Source organism: Variovorax sp. HJSM1_2, from assembly GCF_049316285.1.
Classification (GTDB): Bacteria; Pseudomonadota; Gammaproteobacteria; order Burkholderiales; family Burkholderiaceae_C; genus Rhodoferax_B.
Map to the genome: position 1 here is coordinate 164,069 of NZ_JBMOXA010000011.1, position 21,616 is coordinate 185,684.

Consider the following 21,616-nt stretch of genomic DNA (forward strand, 5'->3'; position numbering starts at 1 on the left):
TCGGCAAAGCTGGTGCGCCCATCTACCTATGGGCGATCAGCGTTGAAACGATGGATCAACATGATTGAAGCCCCCGCACCGATGGAAAGCAAGTCGTCCGAAGTGGAGAACCTGTTCGAGCAAGCCATGGCCCTGCATCAGGCCTGGGACTTTGAAGGCGCTGAACGCCTTTACCGCCAGGTCCTGGACGAGCAGCCCGAGCACGGGGACGCCCATCACAATTTGGGTGTGCTGCTGGCGATCCAGGGGCTGCAGCCGGCGGCGGCATTGCCTCATTTTGAGGCTGCGCTCAATGCGGATAGCGCTAAGCAGCAATATTGGTTCAGTTACGTCGATGCGCTGATTCGCGACGGGCAACACCCGCTGGCGCAGCAGGTGTTGATGATGGCCCGTGCGAATGGCTTGCAGCCCGCCATTGCGGCCACTTTGGATGACCGTCTGGTTGAGCGGCCCTCGCGCGAACAGCCCGCAGAGCAAGCGTTGCCGCCGTCGATGGTTGTGCCGGAGCCGCTGCCGCATGTTCCGATGCCGGAACACGAGAAACACCAGCTGGTTGATTTGTTTCAATCGGGGCGCTACGCGCAAGGCGAGGCGCACGCCAGGGATCTGTTGCAGCTTTACCCGGACGAGGGCTTCGTTTGGAAAGCCTTGGGGTCTATGCTGCAGTCTCAGGGAAAAAAAACCGAGGCACTCGAGGTAAAGCTGCGCGCTGCAGAGTTGATGCCCGAGGACGCAGAGCTTTTGAATAATTTGGGGCGCTCGCAGTTTGAGTTGGGCCAGATCGACGCCGCGGTTGTGGCGTTGCGGCGGGCGGTGGAACTGCGACCGGATCACGCCGAGTCCTACAACAACCTTGGCCTGGCCTTGAATGCGCAAGGGCGTGTCGTCGATGCACACGACTGCTTTTTACGTGCCGTGGAGATCAAGCCCGATGCGGCCGGGGTGCATAACAATTTGAGTGGTGTCTACACCACGCAGGGGCTGGTGTATGAAGCCCTTGCGGCCTTGGAAAAGGCGATTCAGATCAAGCCAGACTATCGCACCGCATTTGACAATCTGTTGTTCATTCTGAACTGCCACCCAGACAAATCGGAGACAGAAATCTACCGCATGTACCAGGAGTACGAGCGACGATTTGGCGAGCCCCTGCGTCAAGCCTGGCGACCTTTTATGCGTAAGTCTCACTTGGGGCGACGTCTCAAGGTCGGGTATGTGTCGCCTGATTTTTGCCGTCATGCTTGTTCGTTCTTTGTCGAGCCATTGTTAGCCTGTCACGACCATTCGGTTGTGGAGGTGTACGCATATTCAGAAAAAACGACAGAAGACGAAGTCACTCAGCGCTACAAGGGCTATGTTGACCATTGGGTGCCCACTCAGGGCATGTCGGACGACGAACTTGCGCAGCGCATTCGCGACGATGGTGTCGATGTGCTTGTGGATTTGGCCGGGCATACCAAAGGAAATCGTCTGGCGGTTTTTGCGCGCAAACCTGCACCGGTTTCATTGAGCTGGATGGGCTATGGCTATACCACGGGGTTGCGAGCCGTCGACTATTACCTGACGGATGAAACAAGTGCTCCGCAGGGGAGTGAGCATCTATTTTCTGAAACCCTGTGGCGGCTGGCCGACTCTCCCTTCACCGCCTATCGTCCTGCGCAAGGCATGGGTGAAGTGAATGCCTTGCCCGCCAGGTCCAGGGGATACGTGACTTATGGAACCCTGACCCGGGGTGTTCGAATCAACCAGCGCTCCATCAGCGTCTGGTCTCGTGTCCTCAAGCGTGTGCCGAATGCACGCTTGGTCATCGACAGCAAGTCCTTCCTGGATGCGGCGATTCAAGAGGCGATGATCCGACGTTTTGAGGCATTTGGGATCGACAGGGCCAGACTGGATATTGGTTGCCATAGCCCGCCGTGGGATGTTTTGCGTGGCATAGACATAGGCCTGGACTGTTTTCCGCACAACTCTGGCACAACGCTCATTGAAAGCCTCTATATGGGGGTTCCGTTTGTGAGCCTGGCGGGGCGTCCAAGCGTTGGGCGAATTGGCAGCGCGATCTTGCGCGGAGTGGGGCGACCAGAGTGGATTGCCACGACCGAAGATGAATATGTGGAAAAACTGGTCGGGCTTGCACAAGATCTGCCGCAGCTTGAGTTGATACGCCTGCAATTGCGTGACCAGATGAAAGCCAGTGCGTTGATGGACGAAACGGGTTTTGCCCGCCGAGTTGAAGATGCCTATCGGCAGATGTTCGCGCGTTGGTTTGAGGCTCAGCCCAAAGGAGAGGGCGAGGATTTCCTGCAGTGTCTCGAACTCGATCCCATGGCTGCCCTGCAAGCCGAGTCGCTTTACAACCAGGGCAATCAAGCACGTGCTGAAAAAAACCTGGATCAGGCTTTGTCGCATTTTTCTGCCGCACTCGCCCTGCGTCCTGGCTTTGCGGAGGCGCACAACAACCTGGGCCTGGTCTACCAGGACAAAAACCAGCTGCAAAAAGCGGTAGCGTGTTATGAGGCGGCACTGCGCGTTCGCCCCGACTATGCGCTGGCGCATCACAATTTGGGCAATGCCCTGCAACACCTGGGTGATGTGGTCGAGGCCGTTGCGTGTTATCAGCGGGCCTTGTCCTACGGACTCGATTCACAGCATCTGTACGACAACCTGCTGTTCCTGCTCAACTATCACCCAGACCTGTCAGCCGAGCAGATTTTCCAAACCTACGCCGATTACGACGCGCGTTTTGGTCAAGCTTATGCATCCAGTTGGCAGTCACACCAAAACGCCCCGGCCGCAGGTCGGGTGCTTCGCATAGCTTATGTTTCACCGGACTTTCGGCAACATGCGAGCAATCGTTTTGTAGAGCCCTTGCTTCAGCTGCACAGCCGGGAGAAATTTGAGGTCTTTGCGTATGCGGAGTTGGCGGCTGGTGACGCTGTATCCACAAGATACGCGGCTCTTGTCGACCACTGGGTGCCAACCCTGGGCATGAGTGATGAGGAAGTTGCCAACCGAATCCGGGCCGATCGCATCGATGTGTTGGTCGATCTGGCGGGGCATACCAATGGCAACCGCATGGGTGTTTTTGCGCGCAAGCCAGCGCCGGTTTCCGTGAGTTGGCTGGGTTATGGCTATACCACTGGCCTGCGTGCCATTGATTACTACCTCACGGATGAGGCGAGTGCGCCCGCAGGCGCCAGCGCGGTTTTCTCGGAACAACTCTGGAGATTGCCCGACGCCCCCTTGGCCGCTTTCAGACCTATGGATGGCATGGGGGAAGTCAGCGCCTTGCCAGCTTTGGAGCATGGCTACGTGGTGTTTGGCGCGCTGACACGCAGTATTCGGCTGAATCACAAGACCGTAAGAGTTTGGTCCGAGATATTGCGCAGCCTGCCCACCGCGCGTTTGGTTCTGGACAGTCAAAGTTTTGCTGACCTGGGTGTCAGTGAAAACATTCTGCAAAAGTTTGAAGCCCATGGCGTCGAGCGCCATCGTCTGGACATCGGCTTTCACAGCCCGCCCTGGAATGTCTTGCGTGGCATAGACATAGGCCTGGACTGCTTCCCGCATAACTCGGGCACCACGCTGTTTGAAAGCCTTTACATGGGCATTCCATTCGTGACCTTGGCGGGTCGGCCGAGTGTGGGGCTGATCGGCAGCTCGATCTTGAAGGGATTGGGCCGCCCAGAGTGGATTGCCGCCACCGAAGAAGAGTACGTCAGAAAAGTGATCGAGTTGGCATCGGATGTGCCGCAACTGGCGAAGTTGCGCGCCAAGTTGCGCGACGAGATGATGGCCAGCCCGCTGATGGATGAACTTGGATTCACGCGCAAAGTGGAAGCGGCCTACCTGCAGATGTTTTCGCAATGGGAGCTTGAAAAAGCAGAAAAACGGGGCGGAAAAGTCGAGGCAAGTGGTCACCAGCAAGTTATTCGCAAGCCTATCAATGGACGCGAAAAGTCCGCGGTAGGAGCTGCGCGATCGCTCGCGACCGCAGCAGGCCAGTTGGGCGTGCGCAAGCGACAAGTTGCGGAGCCCAGTGTCGAGGCCATGCAGCAGTTGGCCGACTTGTTCAAGGCGCATAAGTTTCAGCAGGGTGAGGTGCTTGCCCGGGCGATGGTCGAGCGCTTCCCGGATAGTGGCTTTGCCTGGAAGGCCTTGGGGGTGATGCTGCAACCGCAGGGGCGCGATGCAGAGGCCCTGGCGGCCAAGCTGCGTGCTGCAGAGTTGTTACCTCAAGATCCTGAAGTGCACGCGAATCTGGGGCACTTGCTGCAGGATCAGGGGCGCTTTATGGAGGCTGAGCGTGCGCTTCTGCGTGCGCTCAGTCTGCAGCCGGCATCGGTTGAGGCGCACAACAATCTTGCCATTACGTATCAGAAGCTTGGCCGACACGATGAGGCCATTGCAGAGTTTCAAACCGCCCTGCGATTGAATCCGCACCAGGAAGACATCTACAGCAATTTATTGTTCACGGCAAATTACCACCCTGACTGGAGCTCTGAGCGTATTTATGCGCTTTACCGGGAGTACGACCAAAGGTTTGGTTTGCCGTTTCGCGGTAAATGGCAGGCATATACAAACAATCGAACTGCGGCACGGGTATTGAAGGTCGGTTACGTTTCTCCAGATTTTCGTAACCACGCCTGTTGCCGCTTTTTGGAGCCGCTGCTGGCTTCTCACAACAAGTCGGTTGTGCATATCACGGCCTATTCTGAGCTTGTGCAGGAAGACGCGGCTACACAACGTTATCGGAGTTACGTCGACCAATGGGTGCCTACGCGTGGTTTGAGTGATGCTGCATTGGCTGCGCGCATACGAGCGGATGGAATCGACATTTTGGTCGACGTCGCCGGACACACGATGGGCAATCGACTGGGGGTGTTTGCGCTCAAGCCAGCACCGGTGTCGTTGTCGTGGTTAGGTTTTGGCTACACCACAGGGCTGACGGCCATTGACTACTTTCTGACCGACGGCGCCAGCGTGCCTATGGGAAGCGAGCCTTTTTTTGCAGAAACACCATGGCGTTTGCCGGTGGCCTGGACGTTTCGTCCCGCCGAGGGTATGGGTGAGCCGGGAGCCCTGCCCGCTTTGAAGAATGGGCACATCACCTTGGGTGCGCTCACGCGCAGTGTGCGTCTCAATCAACACACGATTTCTGTCTGGTCGGAAATCATGCGACGCTTGCCCACGGCCCACCTGGTGGTAGACAGCCGCAGTTTCTCCGACGCAGCGGCGCAACAGATGTTGGTGGAGAAGTTCCTGGCTCAAGGCATTGAAGCCGAGCGCCTGCATATCGGCTACCACAGCCCGCCCTGGGATGTGTTGCGTGGCATCGATATCGGCTTGGATTGTTTTCCCCATAACTCAGGCACAACCTTGTTTGAGTCATTGTTCATGGGGGTCCCCTATGTCACCTTGACCGGGCGTCCCGGTGTAGGCTGTCTTGGCAGTGCGGTTTTGCAAGGGGCGGGGCATGCGGAGTGGATCACCGACTCCCACGCCGCTTATGTTGAAAAGGTGGTGGCGCTGGCGCTTGATCTGCCAGCGTTGGACGCCATCCGGCAGCGTCTGCGAGCAGACATGCTGGCCAGCCAATTGATGGATGAGACCGGTTTTGCCAATCAAGTGGAGCAGGCCTATACCCGCATGTTCCAGCTTTGGTGCGAGGGCAGTTCCGACCCCTTGGAGGCGCGCATCTTGCAGGCAGAGGCGGCTTACCAAAAAGGAATTTCGAGCTTTGATGGTGAGCAACTGAAGGCGGCGGAGGCACACTTCCGGCATGCGATCCAACTCATTCCGGAGTTCGCCGAAGCGCATAGCCGTTTGGGCATTTTGCTGCAAAGGCAAGGTGGACTTGCTGCCGCCGAAGGCCACTTTCGCGAGGCCTTGGCATTGCAGAAAGAGTCGCCAACGGCCCATTACAACTTGGGACAGAACCTCAGTCTGCAAAGCAGTTTCCGCGAGGCTGAGCTGAGCCTGCGCTCGGCGCTTGCGCTGCGCCCAGAGTTCCCAGAAGCCTTGTTTGGTCTGGACCGGCTTTTGCAAGGACAGAGCCGCTGGATTGAATCCGAGATGTTGTGGCGCGGGGTGTTGCTGCGCAATCCAGAGTTCGTACCTGGTTACCTCTGCCTGAGCAATGCACTGCGCACCTTGCAGCGCGGTGCCGAAGCCTTGGCCTGTGTGCGCAAGGGATTGTCCGTGGAGCCGGAAAATACAGCGCTGCATTTGCAGATGGGCGCGGTATTGAATGAACTCGGGCGTTATGAAGAGGCTGAGGCCAGCTGCAAAGCGGTCTTGGCGCTCGACACTGGATCCGCGACTGCCTGGAACAATTTAGCCGAGGTCTGGAACTCGACGCGACGACTGGTGGAGGCCGAGGAGGGCTTTCGCAAGGCCCTGGCTCTTGACCCCAATCTCGGCCCGGCACATGGCAATTTGGGCATCGTGTTGCAAAACCAAGGGAAGCTTGAAGAAGCCGAGGTTTTTATGCGACGCTGCATGGAGCTGAGTCCAGAAAACGTATCTGCGCACAGCAATTTGCTTTTTGTGATGAACTACCACCCGGATAAAACAGCCGAAGAGGTGTTTTCCGAGTATTGCGCATTGGACGAGAAGTTCTTTCGTCCCTTGCAAGCGGAGTGGGCGCCGCATACCAACCAGAAACGAAGCAAGCGAGTCCTCAAGGTCGGCTATGTTTCCCCTGATTTCCGCAACCATTCATGTTGCTATTTTCTGGAGCCGCTGCTGTCGCAACACAACAAAGATGCGGTTCATGTCTATGCCTATGCGGAGTTGCGTAACGAAGATGCTGCGACCGCTCGCTACAAGAGCTGGGTAGACCACTGGGTGCCGACACGGGGCATGAGTGACGCCGCACTGGCTGAGCGTATTCGGGCCGATGGGATCGATATTCTGGTGGATCTGGCGGGTCATACCGGCGGCAACCGGCTTGGCGTTTTCGCCCGCAGACCAGCGCCTGTATCGGTGTCGTGGCTGGGCTACGGCTATACCACCGGCTTGCGGGCCATGGATTATTTCCTGACGGATGCGGTGAGCGCACCTCCCGGCAGCGAAGTCTACTTTTCTGAAAAGCCCTGGCGAATGCCCGTGGGGTGGGTGTACCGGCCGGCTGGTGTCGCGCAGATCGGCGAGGTCGGCCCGCTGCCGGCCCTCAACAATGGATACGTGACCTTCGGCACCCTGACCCGCGCCATCCGTGTGAACCACCGAACGGTGCGTGTCTGGGCGGAGCTGTTACGCCGTGTGCCGAATGCGCGCTTGGTGATCGACAGCAGCAGCTACAAAGATAGTGAAACCCAAGAGTCGTTGGCCGCTCGTTTTGTGGCGCAGGGCATTGAGCACGAGCGTTTGTTGATCGGTTTTCATAGCCCGGGGTGGGACGTCTTGCGTGGCATCGACATCAGCCTGGACTGTTTTCCGCACAATTCGGGCACCACCTTGTTCGAGTCCCTGTACATGGGCGTGCCCTACGTGACCCTGGCTGACAGGCCGAGTGTGGGCCGCTTGGGCAGCTCGATTCTTCAAGGGGTAGGACACGCCGAATGGATTGCCGAATCCGAGATTGAATATATTGAAAAGGCCGCTGCTCTTGCGCAGGATGTGGCAAGGCTGAGCCAGCTCAGGGCCGGGCTACGGCAGAAGTTGCAGGCCAGCGGATTTATGGATGAGCCGGCATTTGCCCAGAACGTGGAAAAAGCGTATCGCTCAATGTTTGACCAATGGTGTAGAGAGACCGTATGAAAGCCGTAATACTGGCCGGTGGTTTGGGTACCCGGATTTCTGAAGAAACCCACTTGCGCCCCAAGCCTATGATAGAGATAGGCGGCAAGCCGATTCTTTGGCACATTCTGAAGATGTACTCGGCACATGGCGTGAACGAGTTTGTGATCTGCTGTGGCTACAAGGGCTACATCATCAAAGAGTACTTCGCCAACTACTTCCTGCACATGTCGGATGTGACGTTCGACATGGCCAGCAACCGCATGGAAGTGCACCACAAACACGCCGAGCCTTGGCGCGTCACCTTGGTCGACACTGGCGAAGACACCATGACCGGTGGGCGGCTGCGCCGCATCGGCGATTACGTGCGTGATGAAGAGGCGTTTTGCTTTACTTATGGTGATGGTGTAGCCGATGTTGATATCGGCGCCTCTATCGCGTTCCACCGCGCGCACGGCAAGCTGGCCACCGTCACGGCGGTGCAGCCACCAGGGCGTTACGGGGCATTGCAGCTTGATGGCGAGCAGGTGCGCGGTTTTACCGAAAAGCCGCGCGGCGACGGCGGTTTGATCAACGGCGGCTTTTTTGTGCTCTCGCCCCAATGCTTGAGCCGCATTGAAGGCGACAGCACCAGTTGGGAGGCCGATCCGCTTTCTGGCCTGGCGGCTGACGGGCAGCTGATGGCGTTTGAGCATCAAGGCTTCTGGCAACCCATGGACACCTTGCGCGAGAAAAACATGCTGGAAGACCTTTGGCTGTCTGGCAAGGCACCATGGAAGGTTTGGTAATGCAAGGTCCGAGTGCAGCTTTCTGGCGTGGCAAGCGTGTCTTGCTCACCGGTCACACCGGCTTCAAAGGCAGTTGGTTGGCGTTGTGGCTGCATCATCTGGGCGCCCAGGTGGTCGGTTTGTCGTTGCCACCAGCGACCGCACCACATCTCTTCGGCTTGGCCGATGTGGCGGGCCTGGTGGACGATGTGCGCTGCGATATTCGTGACGCCGCCGCACTGGCCGCTGCGGTGCGTCAGGCGCGTCCCGAAGTGGTGTTGCACTTGGCCGCCCAAGCCTTGGTGCGTCCTGGTTATGCCGAACCGCTGAACACCTTTTCTACCAACGTCATGGGCACAGCCCACGTGCTGGATGCCGTGCGTGGGGTGGCCAGCGTGCGCGCCGTGGTGGTGGTCACCACCGACAAGGTCTACCAGAACCTCGAATGGCCTTACCCTTACCGCGAAGACGACGCCTTGGGTGGGCATGACCCCTACAGTGCCAGCAAAGCGGCTGCTGAATTGGTGGTGGCCAGCTACCGCGCGTCTTACCTGCAGGCGGCTGGCGTAGCGCTGGCCAGTGCCCGTGCAGGTAATGTGATTGGTGGGGGTGATTGGGCGCAAGACCGTCTGCTGCCAGACGCCGTGCGCGCCTGGCAAGCTGGCACCACGCTTGACATTCGCCGCCCACAAGCCATTCGACCGTGGCAACACGTGCTTGAACCGCTCGCCGCCTATCTGGTGCTGGCCGAGAAAATCTGGCGTCAACCAGCGCTGGCCGGTGCCTACAACTTCGGCCCGGCCACCCACGAAGCCGCCACCGTGCGCCACGTGGTGGAGCTGGCACGCCAAGCCTTTCCCGAAGGCCTGGTGGCTTGGGGTGACGGACAGCAAGGCCCGCACGAAGCCGGTTGGTTGGCACTCGAGGTCGCTAAAGCGCGTACCCAGTTGGCGGTGGCGCCGGTATGGGGGCTGTCGGCCGCGGTGCAGCGCACCATGGCTTGGTACCGCCAGCAGGCAGACGGCGCATCCGCTAGGCAGTTATGCCTGGCGGATATCCAGGCTTATGAAAACGATCTGGCGGCCCACATGAGTGCAGGACTGTCCGCATGAGCCGCTTCGAGCTCGTGTCCACCCCGCTGGCTGGCTTGCTGCGTATAGAGCGGCAGCGGCTTGGTGATGCGCGCGGATTTTTATCACGCCTTTTTTGTGCCGATGAGCTGGCGGCTGCCGGCTGGCGTAAACCCATCGCCCAAATCAACCACACATTCACCGCGCAAGCCGGTACGGTGCGCGGCATGCACTACCAACTGCCGCCGCACGCCGAGGCCAAGCTGGTGAGTTGCCTGCGTGGCGAGGTGTGGGATGTGGCAGTGGACCTGCGGGTCGGTTCACCGACGTTTTTGCAGTGGCACGGCGAAGTGTTGTCGGCTGAGAACGGCCGTGCACTGCTGATCCCTGAAGGCTTTGCGCACGGGTTTCAAACCTTGAGTCCTGATGTCGAAATGCTTTATTGCCATTCCAACCCTTACGTCCCTGGCGCAGAGGCCGGATTGAACCCACAAGACCCGCGCCTGGCGCTGGCGTGGCCCCTGCCGATAACACAACTCTCACCACGCGATAGCGGCCACCCTATGTTGAACAATAGCTTTGAAGGAGTCCGGCTTTGAAGTGCCGTCACTGCGCCTCTGAACTCACCCTGCCATTTCTCGATCTGGGCAGCGCGCCGCCAAGCAACGCTTACCTGACCCAGGCCACGTTGAATGCGCCCGAAACCTGGTACCCGTTGCGCTTGCTGACCTGCCAGAGCTGCTGGCTGGTACAGACCGAAGACCACGCCGGCCGTGAAGCACTGTTCACCGACGACTACGCCTATTTCAGTTCCTTCTCCAGTTCGTGGCTGGCGCATGCCAAAACCTATGTGCAGGACATGCTGGCGCGTTTCCATCTCGGGCCGCAAAGCCACGTGGTGGAAGTGGCCGCCAACGACGGTTATCTGCTGCAGTATGTGCAGGCTGCCGGTGTGCCGTGTCTAGGGGTGGAGCCCACCGCCAGCACCGCAGCCGCAGCACGCCAGAAGGGCATCACCATCGAAGAGCGTTTCTTCGGCGTGGCCTATGCGCATGAGCTGGTGGCCCAAGGCCGGCAGGCCGACCTCACGGCGGCCAATAATGTGCTGGCGCACGTGCCCGACATCAACGACTTTGTGGCTGGGTTTGCCGTGTTGCTGAAGCCGCAGGGTGTGGCCACTTTTGAATTCCCTCACCTGTTGCGCATGGTGCAGCAATGCCAGTTTGATACCGCCTACCACGAGCACTATTCCTACTTGTCGCTCACGGCGGTGCAGCGCATTTTTGCGGCCAATGGCCTTACCGTGTTTGACGTGCAGCAGTTGTCTACCCACGGTGGCAGCTTGCGTGTGTTTGCGCAACGTACCGACCTCGGAGCCCAGCCCTTGGCGCCAGCCGTTGCTGCCGTGCTGCAGGAAGAGCTGGCCGCGGGCATCAAGACACCAGCGTTTTATGATCAATTTGGCCTGCAGAGCACACGCATCGTGCGAGAGTTGCTACAGTTTTTGGTAAGTGCCCACAACCAGGGCCACCGCGTTGCCGCCTATGGTGCCGCCGCCAAGGGCAACACCATGCTGAACTTTGCCGGCGTGCGGCCGCATCTGCTGCCGTATGTGGTCGACAAGAACCCGGCCAAGCAAAACAAGTTCATGCCGGGTAGCCGCATTCCCATCGTTGATGAGTCTCATCTGCGCGCACATCGCCCCAGCCACGTGCTCATCTTGCCGTGGAACCTCAAGGACGAAGTCATGACGCAACTGGCCTACATCCGTGAATGGGGGGGGCAGTTTGTGACGGCGGTACCTCATTTGGAGATATCACCTTGACCCCAGTATTGCGCACTGGCAACCACCGGCGGAGTTCCCATGCCTGAGCGCCTGGTCACAGTGCTGGGTGCCGGCGGCTTCGTCGGAACCCATTTGGTTCGGCGCTTGAACGCGCAGGGGATTTTGTGCCAGGCGCCTGCGCGCCATGACACAAGCTGGTTGCAGCAGCCTTTGGGTGACGTGGTCTACGCCATAGGCCTGACCGCCGACTTCCGCTCGCGCCCGCTGGAAACGGTGGAGGCCCACGTGTGTGTGCTGCGCCAATTGCTCGCCCAGGGCAATTTTCGCTCGCTCACCTATTTGAGCAGCACCCGCGTTTACAGCGGCAGCGAAAGGACTGACGAGGCCGCGCGGCTGCAGGTCGACCCGAACGACGCCAGCGACTTGTACAACCTGTCCAAGCTGATGGGCGAGTCGCTGTGCCTGCACGGCGGCCATCCCCTGATGAAGGTGGCGCGCCTGGCCAACATCGTTGGCTTGCGGCCCGATCCGGACATTTTTATTGACCAGTTGCTCGAGGAAGGCGTGCGCACCGGAGGGGTTCACCTGCGTACCGCGCTGCAATCGAAAAAAGACTATCTCTACATCGACGACGCGGTTGATCTGCTGGTGCGTATCGCCTTGTCCGATGCCACGGGCATTTTCAATGTGGCCAGCGGCGAGGGCGTCAGCAACGCCCAGGTGCTGGCGGCCTTGGAGCAGGAGATGGGTTTCACTACATCGGTGGCCGAGGGGGCACCGGTGTGGGAATTCAGGGCGATCGACATGGCCAAGACGACGCAGACGTTTGGCTTTGCAGCGCAAAAGTTTGAAAATTATTTTCCGCAATTCCTGCGGCACTATCGGCAAAAGAAGGGACTGGAGAGCACATGAGCTACCTTGAAACAACACCGACGGCACATCCGTCTTACCAAAAAGAAAAGCAGGAGCGCATTGCCGGCTTCGCCAGCGACGAAGAGTTTCGTGCACTCTCCAACCAGTGGCGCGCCATGGCACTGGAACGCAAGTACATGAACAACTTCTCGTGGCTGGGCCGCCCGCTGATACAGGTGCCCATGGACGCCATGGCCATGCAGGAAATCATCTGGGCGGTGAAACCCGACCTGATCATCGAGACCGGTGTGGCGCATGGCGGTTCGCTGATTCTGTCGGCCTCTATCCTGGAATTGATTGGCGCTGGTGAAGTGCTGGGCATAGACATTGAAATCCGTGAGCACAACCGCAAGGAAATCGAAGCACATCCGCTGGGCCACCGCATCAAGCTGATCGAAGGCTCCAGTACCGCTCCCGACGTGGTCGCCCAAGTGCGCGAAGCCGCCAAGGGCAAGAAGAACGTGTTGGTGTGCCTGGACTCCAATCACACACACGAGCACGTATTGGCCGAATTACAAGCCTATGGCGACCTGGTGAGTGTGGGCAGCTACTGCGTGGTGTTCGACACCTTTGTCGAAGACATGCCAGCGGACTACGTCTGGACCGATCGCCCGTGGGGCAAGGGCGACAACCCCAAGACGGCGGTGTGGGAATGGCTGCGCAGCCACCCGGAGTTTGTGATCGACAAGTCGGTGGAAGACCGCTTGCTCGTGACCTCGGCTCCGGACGGTTTCCTGCGTCGTGTGGCTTAACGAAGTGAAAGCTTGGCCGTTATGAACGATCTCTCCACAGCTTTTCTCAGTGAGGGCCTTGCCAAAAGCGCGCAAAGCAGCATCGACCGCGTCAAGAGCATGGGTGGCGTCTTCACGGGCGAGAGCATCATCACCTTGCAGGGGCTGCTGTTCAAATGATCGTCATTCACCCCACGGCCAAGGTGTCCCCCTTGGCCGATATTGAGGACTCGGTGCGTGGCACACGCATCGAGATCGGCGAGCATTCGGCGGTGGACAGCTTTGTCAAGTTCAAGCCGGCCGGCGGCACGGGCGACCTGGTGATTGGTGCCTGGACGGTGATCAACTCCGGCTGTGTGATCTATACCGGCAACGGCGTGAAGATCGGTAACCAGGTGGCCATTGCCGCAAATTGCACCTTTGCCCCGGTCAACCACGCCTATCAGGAGAAAGACCGGCCAATCCGCGAACAAGGCTTTTTGCCCAGCAAGGGCGGCATTGTGATTGAGGATGACGTGTGGATAGGCGCCAACTGCGTGTTGCTGGACGGTGCCGTTTTGCGGCAAGGCTGTGTGATCGCCGCGGGTTCCGTGGTGCGTGGCGAGATCGGGGCTTACACCGTGAATGCCGGGCAGCCCCTCAGAGTGGTAGGGCACAGGCGGTAGAGCTTTTTCTCGCTTTTGTTTTGCCAGGATGCCCGATCGTTGTATCGGGCATTTTTATTGGCGCCGGCGCTGATTCATGGGTTTTTGAACAGTAATGTGCTGATTCCTGGCCTGTGGCCCATATATATAGAGAGCGAACGCAAAAAAGCCGCCTGCGGCTGCAGGCGGCTTGGCGGCGGGGAAAGCCGATTACTGTTGCAGCAGCGAGAGCACTTGCTGTGGCAGTTGGTTGGCTTGCGACACCATGGCGGTACCGGCTTGCTGCAGGATTTGCGTGCGCGCCAGGTTGGAGGTTTCCGTCGCGAAATCGGCGTCGACGATACGGCCGCGGGCGGCAGCCAGGTTCTCTACCTGGATTTGGATGTTCGATACCGAGCTTTCGAAGCGGCTTTGCAGGGCACCCAGTTGTGCGCGGGCCGAGTTGACCTGGTCGAGAGCCGCATCGATCTTTTTCAGTGCAACCCAGGCGTTGGCTTGGGTGCTCACCGTCAGGGAGTCGAGGCCCAGGGCATCGGTCGTGGTGTTGGCTGCATCGATGTCGGAGGCCATTGCCGTGCCGCTGACGCCGGTGGTTGCCGTCGACAGACCGCCGAACGTGATGGTGGCTGCGTCCCCAGCGGAATCCAGCTTGGAAGACATCAGATCGATGGTGTAGGTGCCGTCGTCAGCCTTGTTCAGGAACGCGGTCACGCCGGTATCAGCGGTCTTGCGGTTGATGGCTTCCACCACCTGGCCCATACGCTCGGCGCCGCTGCTGGCGGCAGCAATCGCGCCCAGACCCACCGTAGCACCGGCCACTTGGATGTTCAGGGTGGTAGGGTCGGTGATGGCGGTCAACGTCGACACCGAGCTGGGGTCGATGCCGGTTTGTCTGGAATAAGCGTAGGCAATGTCCGCCAGACCCTTGGCCGTGGCGTTGGTCAGGGCGCCGACAGTGATGTTGTCACCAGAATTTGCACCCACTTGGAACACCGCACCTGCAAACGTGCCATCCAGGATCTTGGTGCCGTTGAAGGTGGTTTGCTTGGCAACGCGGTCGATTTCGTCGGTGAGTTGCTGCACTTCGGCCTGCAAGGCTCTGCGGTCAGCCGCGCTGTTGGTGGCGTTGCCGGCTTGCACAGCCAGTTCACGCATACGTTGCAGCATGTCGCCGACCTTGCCCAGTGCGCCTTCAGCGGTTTGCGCCAGGGAGATGCCGTCGTTGGAGTTGCGAGCCCCTACCGTCAAGCCCCGTACCTGGGTGTTCATGCGTTCGGAGATGGCCAGGCCAGCCGCGTCGTCTTTGGCCGTGTTTACACGTAAGCCGGATGAAAGCCGTTGCATGGACGTTGCCAGGCCGGCTTGCGATGTGCCCAAATTGCGTTGAGCGTTGAGCGAAACAATGTTCGTATTGATGGTCGAGGCCATTCTGAGACTCCTATGTAACTTGAGAATCGGCGGTTAGCCGATTGCGACGCCAACAGGTGCTGGCTTCCAAAAGGCATGGAGAAATTATGAGATTCGAGGTTTTTGTTGTTAGCCCGATAAGAGCCGCAAACCACTGGCTATTCTTTTTTTCAATCGAGTGCTTAAGTTTTTCTGGAGCGACCCGAAAACCTTAGCAATGGGTTCATAAGGGGCCCGTTGTCCGGTCAGCAGCAGACGGCAGAAACACTTAAATAGATGGTTCTGGTTGATGCCCAAACTGCCGCTCCGGTCATAGCTGCCAGGAATGGTCCTGGCGTTGCGATCGGCGCTTGTGCCGGGTTTTTTAGTCACCAAGGAGTTTCACAATGGCCTCTACCATCAATACCAACATCAACTCGTTGACCGCACAGCGCAATCTGGCGACTTCACAGGGTTCGTTGGCCACTTCCATGCAACGCCTGTCTTCGGGCTTGCGTGTCAACAGCGCCAAAGACGACGCTGCTGGCCTGGCCATCTCTGAACGGATGAACACCCAAGTGAAGGGTTTGTCTGTGGGTGCACGTAACTCCAACGACGGCATTTCGCTGGCGCAAACCGCTGAAGGCGCACTGGGCAAGGTCGGCGACATGCTGCAACGTATGCGTGAACTGGCTGTGCAGTCCGGCAACGCGACCAACAGCGCTGCTGACCGTAAGGCTCTGCAAGCTGAAGTGAGCCAACTGGCTGACGAAATCGACCGCGTTGCCAAGCAAACCACCTTCAACGGCACCAAGATTCTGGACGGTACCTATGCAGGTGCTGTGTTCCAAGTGGGTGCAAACTCTGGTGACAACATCACCGTCGGCGCCTTGACCAACTCCACGGCCAAGGGCTTGGCAGATGTTGCCTACGCTTACTCCAAGCAAACCGGCATCAACACCAGCTCGGTGTCGACGTTGACCGCCATTACCGACCCTACCACCCTGAACATCCAAGTGGCCGGTGCTACGGTGGGTCTGGGCGCGATTGCTGCAGCCAGCAGCGGCGCCGAGCGTATGGGTCAAGTCGTGGAGGCCATCAACCGCAAGACCGCTGATACCGGCGTGACCGCGTTCCTGAACAAGGCTGACGACGGCACCTACACCATCGATCTGATGTCTTCCAAGCTGGATACGGCAGGTGACGCGGCTACCATCACGTTCGGTGGTCTGACGACGGCCACCACCGGTGTCAGCGGCACGGCAATGGCCTCCGACATCGATGCGACCAACACCACGACCGATGCCCTGGGCCTCGACTCGTTGTCGGTCACGACGCAAGCCAACGCCTGGGTTGCCCTGAAGAAGATTGACAGCGCCATCGACCAGGTGAACACTGGCCGTGCCCAACTGGGTGCTCTGCAAAGCCGTTTTGAAACCTCGGTGAGCACCATCGCCATCCAGGTGGAAAACCTGTCTGCTGCTCGTGGCCGTATCGTGGACGCCGACTTCGCTTCGGAAACCGCCAGCCTGTCGCGTAGCCAGATCCTGCAACAAGCCGGTACCGCCATGGTGGCCCAGGCTAACCAACTGCCACAAGGCGTGTTGGCCCTGCTGCAGTAAGCGTAAGGCTTCTGTCAGGCGCTGCCGCCCCTGGGGGGCAGTGGCTTGAACAGGCGGAGAAAGGCTATCCTTTCTCCGCCGTTTGGCTTTTTGAGAGTGTTGGACAATTGCTGAATCTCTGTGATGGATGTGCCTTCTGGCTGCGTCCGCACAGGCGTATTCGACAGAATCCAGGAGGTTGGCATGGGCATTTCATCCGTAGGGATCGGTAGCGGTCTCGATGTGCAGGGCATTATTTCCAAGCTGGTAGCTTTGGAAAAATCCCCTTTGACGACTCTGGAGGCCAAGGCCACCATTGTTCAGTCCAAGATTTCGGCTTATGGCGAAATCAAGTCCTTGATGACCACTTTGTCGGATGCCGCTGGTGTGTTGTCGCGTGACAGCGGCTGGAACGCCATGACCCTGAGTTCCAGCAGCAGTGCTGTGGGGGCTACGGTCACGGGTATTGCCAGTGCTTCTTCTTTCAGTGTGGGTGTTTCGCAGCTCGCGCAGTCGCAATCGACGGTGTCGGGTGTGGTTGCTGCCAATACCGACATGAGTGGCACGATTGCCATTCAGCTTGGCTCGTGGACCACAACCCCAGGCGTGCCACCCACGCCCACAGCCTTTACGGCAGACCCGACCAAGACAGAGATCAAAATTGTGATCCCGGCGAACACCACTTCTTTGGCAGCAGTTGCCGCCAAGATCAATGATGCCGGTGCAGGTGTCACGGCCACGGTGATCAGCGATGCGTCCGGCGACCGCCTGATGATTCGCTCTTCTTCTACCGGCGAGGTTTCTGGTTTCAAGATTACAGCGCCGACGGGGGCTGGTTTGGAGGCGGATGAGCCTGAGGCCAGCGCCGGTTTGAAGGCGTTGACTTTCGATCCGGAGAACGCCGCCACCGGCACCACCATGACGCAGGCCGCGCAGAACGCCAAGGCTACGATCAATGGTGTGTCGGTTTCGTCGGCCACGAATGAACTCAAGAGCGTGATCCCCGGGGTTGCGCTGCAACTGACCCAGGTGACGACGAGTGATGCCTTGGTCACCGTCAAGGCCGACACCGCGACCATCAAAAAGAACATTCAGGCGTTTGTTGATGCCTATAACGCGGTGAACACTTTGTTGGGTGATGCCACCAAATATGACGACACCGCCAAAACTGCCGGTATCTTGCAGGGCGACTCGGCCACGGTGGGTTTGCAGAACATGCTGCGCCGCATGATCACATCGACTTCGATGGGAGACACCTTGACGCGCCTGTCGGATGTGGGCATCACCATGCAGCAGGGCGGTAACTTGAGCATAGAGACGCTGACCACCGCCCAAAAGGCTTTGGGGCGAGTGGATTTGGATACGGCTCTGGCTGGCGACCTGACGGTGCTGAAGCAGTTGTTTGCCGGTACCGACGGTGACGCAACCTCCAAGGGTATTGCGGTCAAGATCAAAACCTTTGCTTCTGATTTGTTGGCCTTGGATGGTGGCATTACCGCCAAACAGGATGCGCTTGACAGCGAAATTGAGCGCAATGACGAAGAGCAGGACAAGGTCAACAACCGTGCCACTTTGCTGGAAGCGCGCCTGACCAAGACCTACTCAGCGCTGGATGCCAAGATGGCGACACTCACGGCTCTGAGTGACTACGTCACGCAGCAGGTCGCGCAGTGGAACAAGAAAGATTGATGGCTTTCGTTTTTCTTTCATCAGGAGACTTGAGTTTTTGCCCAGACTGCCGATAACTAGAGTATTGAAGTTCAAATGAGTACCGCCATGTTCACCTCCGTCAGCACGCGCTCCGCATCCGCCTACAAGCGGGTAGCTGTACAAACCAGCATTGATGGGGCCAGCCCGCATCAATTGATTGGCCTTTTGTATGACGGTTTGCTCGAGTCCCTGGGCAAAGCGCGAGTGGCGATTGAGCGTGGCGATGTCGAGGTCAAGGGCAAAGAAATTGGCCGTTCGGTTCGCATTCTGGAAGAGGGCCTGAAGGCCAGCCTGAATGACGACATGGGCGGTGAGCTGGCGGTAAATTTGCGAGGTGTGTACAACTACAGCATCTTGCGTTTAACCGAGGCCAACCTGAAAAATGACAGTGCTCTGGTTGGAGAAGTCTCCAAGCTGATCACCACCGTATCGGATGCCTGGAAAAGCATCAACCCCATTCAGGCGCCAAACGCCTGACCACAACTAAAAAAGCCAGGATCACATCATGTCGCAAGCACTGATTGATTACTACAAGGCCATCGAGGACAGCAGCATGAAGATGCTGGAGGCGGCCAAGATGGAAGACTGGGAGGGCGTCGTTCGTTACGAAGGCGCCTGCGCGGTGCTGATCGAGCAATTGCGCCATCAGTCACAGGGTGAACAGCTGTCGGCCGAGCATCGCAGCGAGAAGGCGCGCATCATGCAGCGCATCTTGCGCAACGATGCGCAGATCCGTTGTTTGACGGAGCCGTGGCTCGGCGAGTTCGAAAAGATGATTTCCGGTCGTTCGCAGCTCGTGCACTGAGATCCTCAGTCCTTTAATCGGCCTTCAGGCTGATTACAAAGCCCGCCAGGTGCAAGCCTGGCGGGCTTTGTGGTTTCTGGGTGAAGCTGTAGATCAAAAAAAAGACCAAAAAAAACCCCGCAATTGGCGAGGCGTTTTTGGCGCTGGTCTGGCTAGACTGTGGATGCAGGCTGCAGTGCGCGTTTCCTTTGATGGTGTGCCGGGTGGTGCTGTTGCCGGCGCAGGCATTACACCTGCATGTTCATGATGTCGCTATAGGCTTGCACCATGCGGTTGCGCACATGCAGGGTGGCCTGGAAGCCGATTTGCGCTTTCTGGATGGCAACCATGGTTTCTTCCAGGCTGACCTTGGGGTTTTCGAGGGCAACCTCACGCTGCAGGCCGGTGGAGGTGTTCTGCGCAGCGCTGACTGCAGACAGGGCACCTTTGAGCGCACCAGAGAAACCGGCATCGGCTTGGCCGTCGCCTGCATCAGGGTTGGTGGAGCGGGTCGAGATCCCAACGCGGGACAGGTTGGGGGCTTGGATAGAGGGCGAAACTGGCGACAGGCGGAGATCCATGGTGGTTCTTCCCGGTTGGTGATAGATGGCGTAATTGTGGTGGGCCGGTGGCGCTTCGAATGCGGGAAAAGAGCGCCTAATGTCTGGCTTATCGCCGTCATGTAAAGGTGCGGCAGTCCAATAATCTGCTCATTCTTGGAGTGCCATCCGACCTAGGATTCATGATGTCTGCAGTCGCCGAAATACCTGTTGTAAATACCAACCCTTCTACATCCGTGATGGAGAAGCTGTCCAAACTGGACCGCTCTCAGCGCATGCGAATGGGTATTGGAGTCGCCTTGCTGGTGTTGCTTTGCATCGCCGGCATATTCCTGAGTCAAAAAACCGACTACAAGGTGTTGTACGCCAACCTGTCGGAAAAAGATGGAGGGGCCATCGTTGCGCAGTTGACGCAAATGAATGTGCCTTACAAATACACCGAAGGCGGAGGCGCCATCACGGTGCCAGCCGAGCGGGTCTATGACGTGCGTTTGCGCCTGGCCTCGCTGGGTTTGCCAAAAGGTTCCGTGACCGGCTTCGAGCTGATGGAATCGAACCGTTTTGGCATGACGCAATTCCAGGAGCGGCTGACCTTCCAGCGCGGGCTGGAGGGTGAGTTGACGCGTTCGATTCAGGCCTTGACATCGGTGTCTAGCGCTCGCGTCCACTTGGCGCTGCCAAATCAAAACGGTTTCTTCCGCGAACAGCAAAAACCTTCGGCCTCTGTGTTGCTGAGTTTGCACCCAGGCCGCTCGCTGGACCGCGCGCAGATTGCCGGCATCGTGCACCTGGTGTCTTCCAGCGTGCCTGAGATGGCGCCCTCGGCCGTGAGTGTGCTGGACGACACGGGGAAACTGTTGTCAAAGTCACCCGATGGCACGCCCGGCGCGGGTGGCGCGGACGCTGAGCAATTGCAATATGCGCAGAAGCTGGAGCAGCAATACACCCAGCGCATCATCGACATTCTGGCGCCCATTGTGGGTCGCGAAAACGTCAAGGCGCAGGTCTCGGCGGAAGTTGATTTTTCGCAAACCGAGTCCACCTCCGAGCAACATCGTCCGAACCTGTCGACAGACGCCAGCGCCGTGCGCAGCCAGCAGGTGGTGGAAACCTCTGGTCCTGCCGGCGGTACCGGTCCTTCCGGTGTGCCGGGCGCGACCTCCAACCAGCCGCCTGTGCAAGCCAATGCACCGGTGAATGGCCAGGTGGCCCCGTTGCAGGCAGCAGGCCAGCAGGGTGCCGGTGGCGCCAACGCGCAGGTCAAACGCGAATCCGTGACCAACTACGAAGTCGACAAAACCGTGCGTGTGGTGCGGGGCGGCTCGGGTGTGGTCAAGCGTTTGAGCGCTGCGGTGGTGGTGAACTACCAGTCCGCAGTCGATGACAAGGGTGTGGCCACGCCCAAGGCATTGACCGAACAGCAGATTGCCCAAATGACGGCCCTGGTGCGTGAGTCCATAGGGTTCAGCCAGGAGCGCGGCGATTCGGTGAACATGATGAATGCACCCTTCCTGAGCGATGTGGCTGCGGTGGACAACACGCCGCTGTGGCGTCAACCGGCCACCTTGGAGCTGGCGCGCAGCCTGGCCTGGCCAATTGGTGTGGTATTGCTCGTGGCCCTGATTCTGTTTGGCTTTGTGCGGCCGGGCCTGAAAGCCATGGCGGCTCCTAAAGAGGTAGCAGTTGACGCCGACGGCAACATCATTCCAGGTGGTTTGGATGCCTTGGTGGCGGACGAGAACATGCGCCCAGCGCTGACCGGACCGGATGGTTTGCCCATCGAAGACCTTTCGCCGTCGGCGCACCAGTTGCGCATGGACGAAGCCCGCAAGCTGGCCAAGGAGAATCCTGTGGCGGTTGCGGCGATCATCAAGACGTGGATTAATGGTGACGAAGGCGGCTGAGCCCCTCGTTCAACCTAACTG

General features: G+C 58.7%; 16 protein-coding genes. 14 read left to right on the forward strand and 2 right to left on the reverse strand.

Annotated elements, in window-relative coordinates; all coding sequences use genetic code 11:
• The first annotated feature begins 60 nt into the window (after positions 1–60).
• Genes ACFQ95_RS14535 through ACFQ95_RS14575 form a run of 9 tightly spaced genes read left to right on the forward strand, consistent with a single transcriptional unit; the run spans position 61 to position 13,671 of the window.
• A complete protein-coding gene (locus ACFQ95_RS14535) occupies positions 61–7,761 on the forward strand; it encodes a tetratricopeptide repeat protein (RefSeq protein ID WP_422832052.1) in 7,701 nt (2,566 codons plus the stop codon).
• The gene (rfbF, locus tag ACFQ95_RS14540; RefSeq protein ID WP_422832053.1) at positions 7,758–8,528 is read left to right on the forward strand and encodes a glucose-1-phosphate cytidylyltransferase; all 771 of its coding nucleotides are present in this window, start codon (positions 7,758–7,760) and stop codon (positions 8,526–8,528) included. Before ACFQ95_RS14535 ends, rfbF begins: the two co-directional genes overlap by 4 nt.
• Positions 8,513–9,619, forward strand: coding sequence for a CDP-glucose 4,6-dehydratase (gene rfbG / locus ACFQ95_RS14545; protein ID WP_422832055.1), 1,107 nt, complete (start codon positions 8,513–8,515; stop codon positions 9,617–9,619). The genes rfbF and rfbG overlap by 16 nt, the downstream gene beginning before the upstream one ends.
• Positions 9,616–10,176, forward strand: a complete 561-nt coding sequence (locus ACFQ95_RS14550) for a dTDP-4-dehydrorhamnose 3,5-epimerase family protein (RefSeq protein WP_422832057.1) — start codon at positions 9,616–9,618, stop codon at positions 10,174–10,176. The genes rfbG and ACFQ95_RS14550 overlap by 4 nt, the downstream gene beginning before the upstream one ends.
• Complete coding sequence (locus ACFQ95_RS14555; protein WP_422832059.1) at positions 10,173–11,402, forward strand: methyltransferase domain-containing protein; 1,230 nt, start codon at positions 10,173–10,175, stop codon at positions 11,400–11,402. Before ACFQ95_RS14550 ends, ACFQ95_RS14555 begins: the two co-directional genes overlap by 4 nt.
• Before the next feature lie 39 nt (positions 11,403–11,441).
• Complete coding sequence (locus tag ACFQ95_RS14560; RefSeq protein ID WP_422832061.1) at positions 11,442–12,275, forward strand: NAD-dependent epimerase/dehydratase family protein; 834 nt, start codon at positions 11,442–11,444, stop codon at positions 12,273–12,275.
• A complete protein-coding gene (locus ACFQ95_RS14565; RefSeq protein ID WP_422832062.1) occupies positions 12,272–13,027 on the forward strand; it encodes a cephalosporin hydroxylase family protein in 756 nt (251 codons plus the stop codon). Before ACFQ95_RS14560 ends, ACFQ95_RS14565 begins: the two co-directional genes overlap by 4 nt.
• A 21-nt stretch (positions 13,028–13,048) precedes the next feature.
• Positions 13,049–13,186, forward strand: a complete 138-nt coding sequence (locus tag ACFQ95_RS14570) for a hypothetical protein (protein WP_422832064.1) — start codon at positions 13,049–13,051, stop codon at positions 13,184–13,186.
• The gene (locus tag ACFQ95_RS14575; protein WP_422832066.1) at positions 13,183–13,671 is read left to right on the forward strand and encodes an acyltransferase; all 489 of its coding nucleotides are present in this window, start codon (positions 13,183–13,185) and stop codon (positions 13,669–13,671) included. The genes ACFQ95_RS14570 and ACFQ95_RS14575 overlap by 4 nt, the downstream gene beginning before the upstream one ends.
• Positions 13,672–13,860: 189 nt before the next feature.
• Here the strand turns inward: ACFQ95_RS14575 and ACFQ95_RS14580 are convergent, their stop codons facing one another.
• Entirely contained in the window at positions 13,861–15,078 is a 1,218-nt protein-coding gene (locus ACFQ95_RS14580; protein ID WP_422832067.1) for a flagellin, read from the reverse strand.
• Between the two features lie 365 nt (positions 15,079–15,443).
• Between ACFQ95_RS14580 and ACFQ95_RS14585 the strand changes: the two genes are divergently transcribed.
• The 4 genes from ACFQ95_RS14585 (at position 15,444) to ACFQ95_RS14600 (ending at position 19,152) form a co-directional block, all read left to right on the forward strand.
• The gene (locus ACFQ95_RS14585; protein ID WP_422832069.1) at positions 15,444–16,658 is read left to right on the forward strand and encodes a flagellin; all 1,215 of its coding nucleotides are present in this window, start codon (positions 15,444–15,446) and stop codon (positions 16,656–16,658) included.
• A 183-nt stretch (positions 16,659–16,841) separates the two neighbouring features.
• Positions 16,842–18,326 carry a flagellar filament capping protein FliD gene (gene fliD / locus ACFQ95_RS14590; RefSeq protein ID WP_422832071.1) on the forward strand — a complete coding sequence of 495 codons (1,485 nt, stop codon included), beginning with the start codon at positions 16,842–16,844 and terminating at the stop codon, positions 18,324–18,326.
• 75 nt (positions 18,327–18,401) lie between these two features.
• The gene (gene fliS, locus ACFQ95_RS14595) at positions 18,402–18,824 is read left to right on the forward strand and encodes a flagellar export chaperone FliS (protein WP_422832073.1); all 423 of its coding nucleotides are present in this window, start codon (positions 18,402–18,404) and stop codon (positions 18,822–18,824) included.
• Positions 18,825–18,852: 28 nt separating this feature from the next.
• Positions 18,853–19,152 (forward strand): flagellar protein FliT, encoded by a 300-nt coding sequence (locus ACFQ95_RS14600; RefSeq protein WP_422832075.1) that lies wholly within the window; start codon positions 18,853–18,855, stop codon positions 19,150–19,152.
• Between the two features lie 227 nt (positions 19,153–19,379).
• Here ACFQ95_RS14600 and fliE read toward each other — a convergent pair whose 3' ends face one another.
• A complete protein-coding gene (gene fliE, locus ACFQ95_RS14605; RefSeq protein ID WP_422832077.1) occupies positions 19,380–19,712 on the reverse strand; it encodes a flagellar hook-basal body complex protein FliE in 333 nt (110 codons plus the stop codon).
• A gap of 164 nt (positions 19,713–19,876) precedes the next feature.
• Between fliE and fliF the strand changes: the two genes are divergently transcribed.
• A complete protein-coding gene (fliF, locus tag ACFQ95_RS14610) occupies positions 19,877–21,595 on the forward strand; it encodes a flagellar basal-body MS-ring/collar protein FliF (RefSeq protein ID WP_422832079.1) in 1,719 nt (572 codons plus the stop codon).
• Positions 21,596–21,616: the final 21 nt, after the last annotated feature.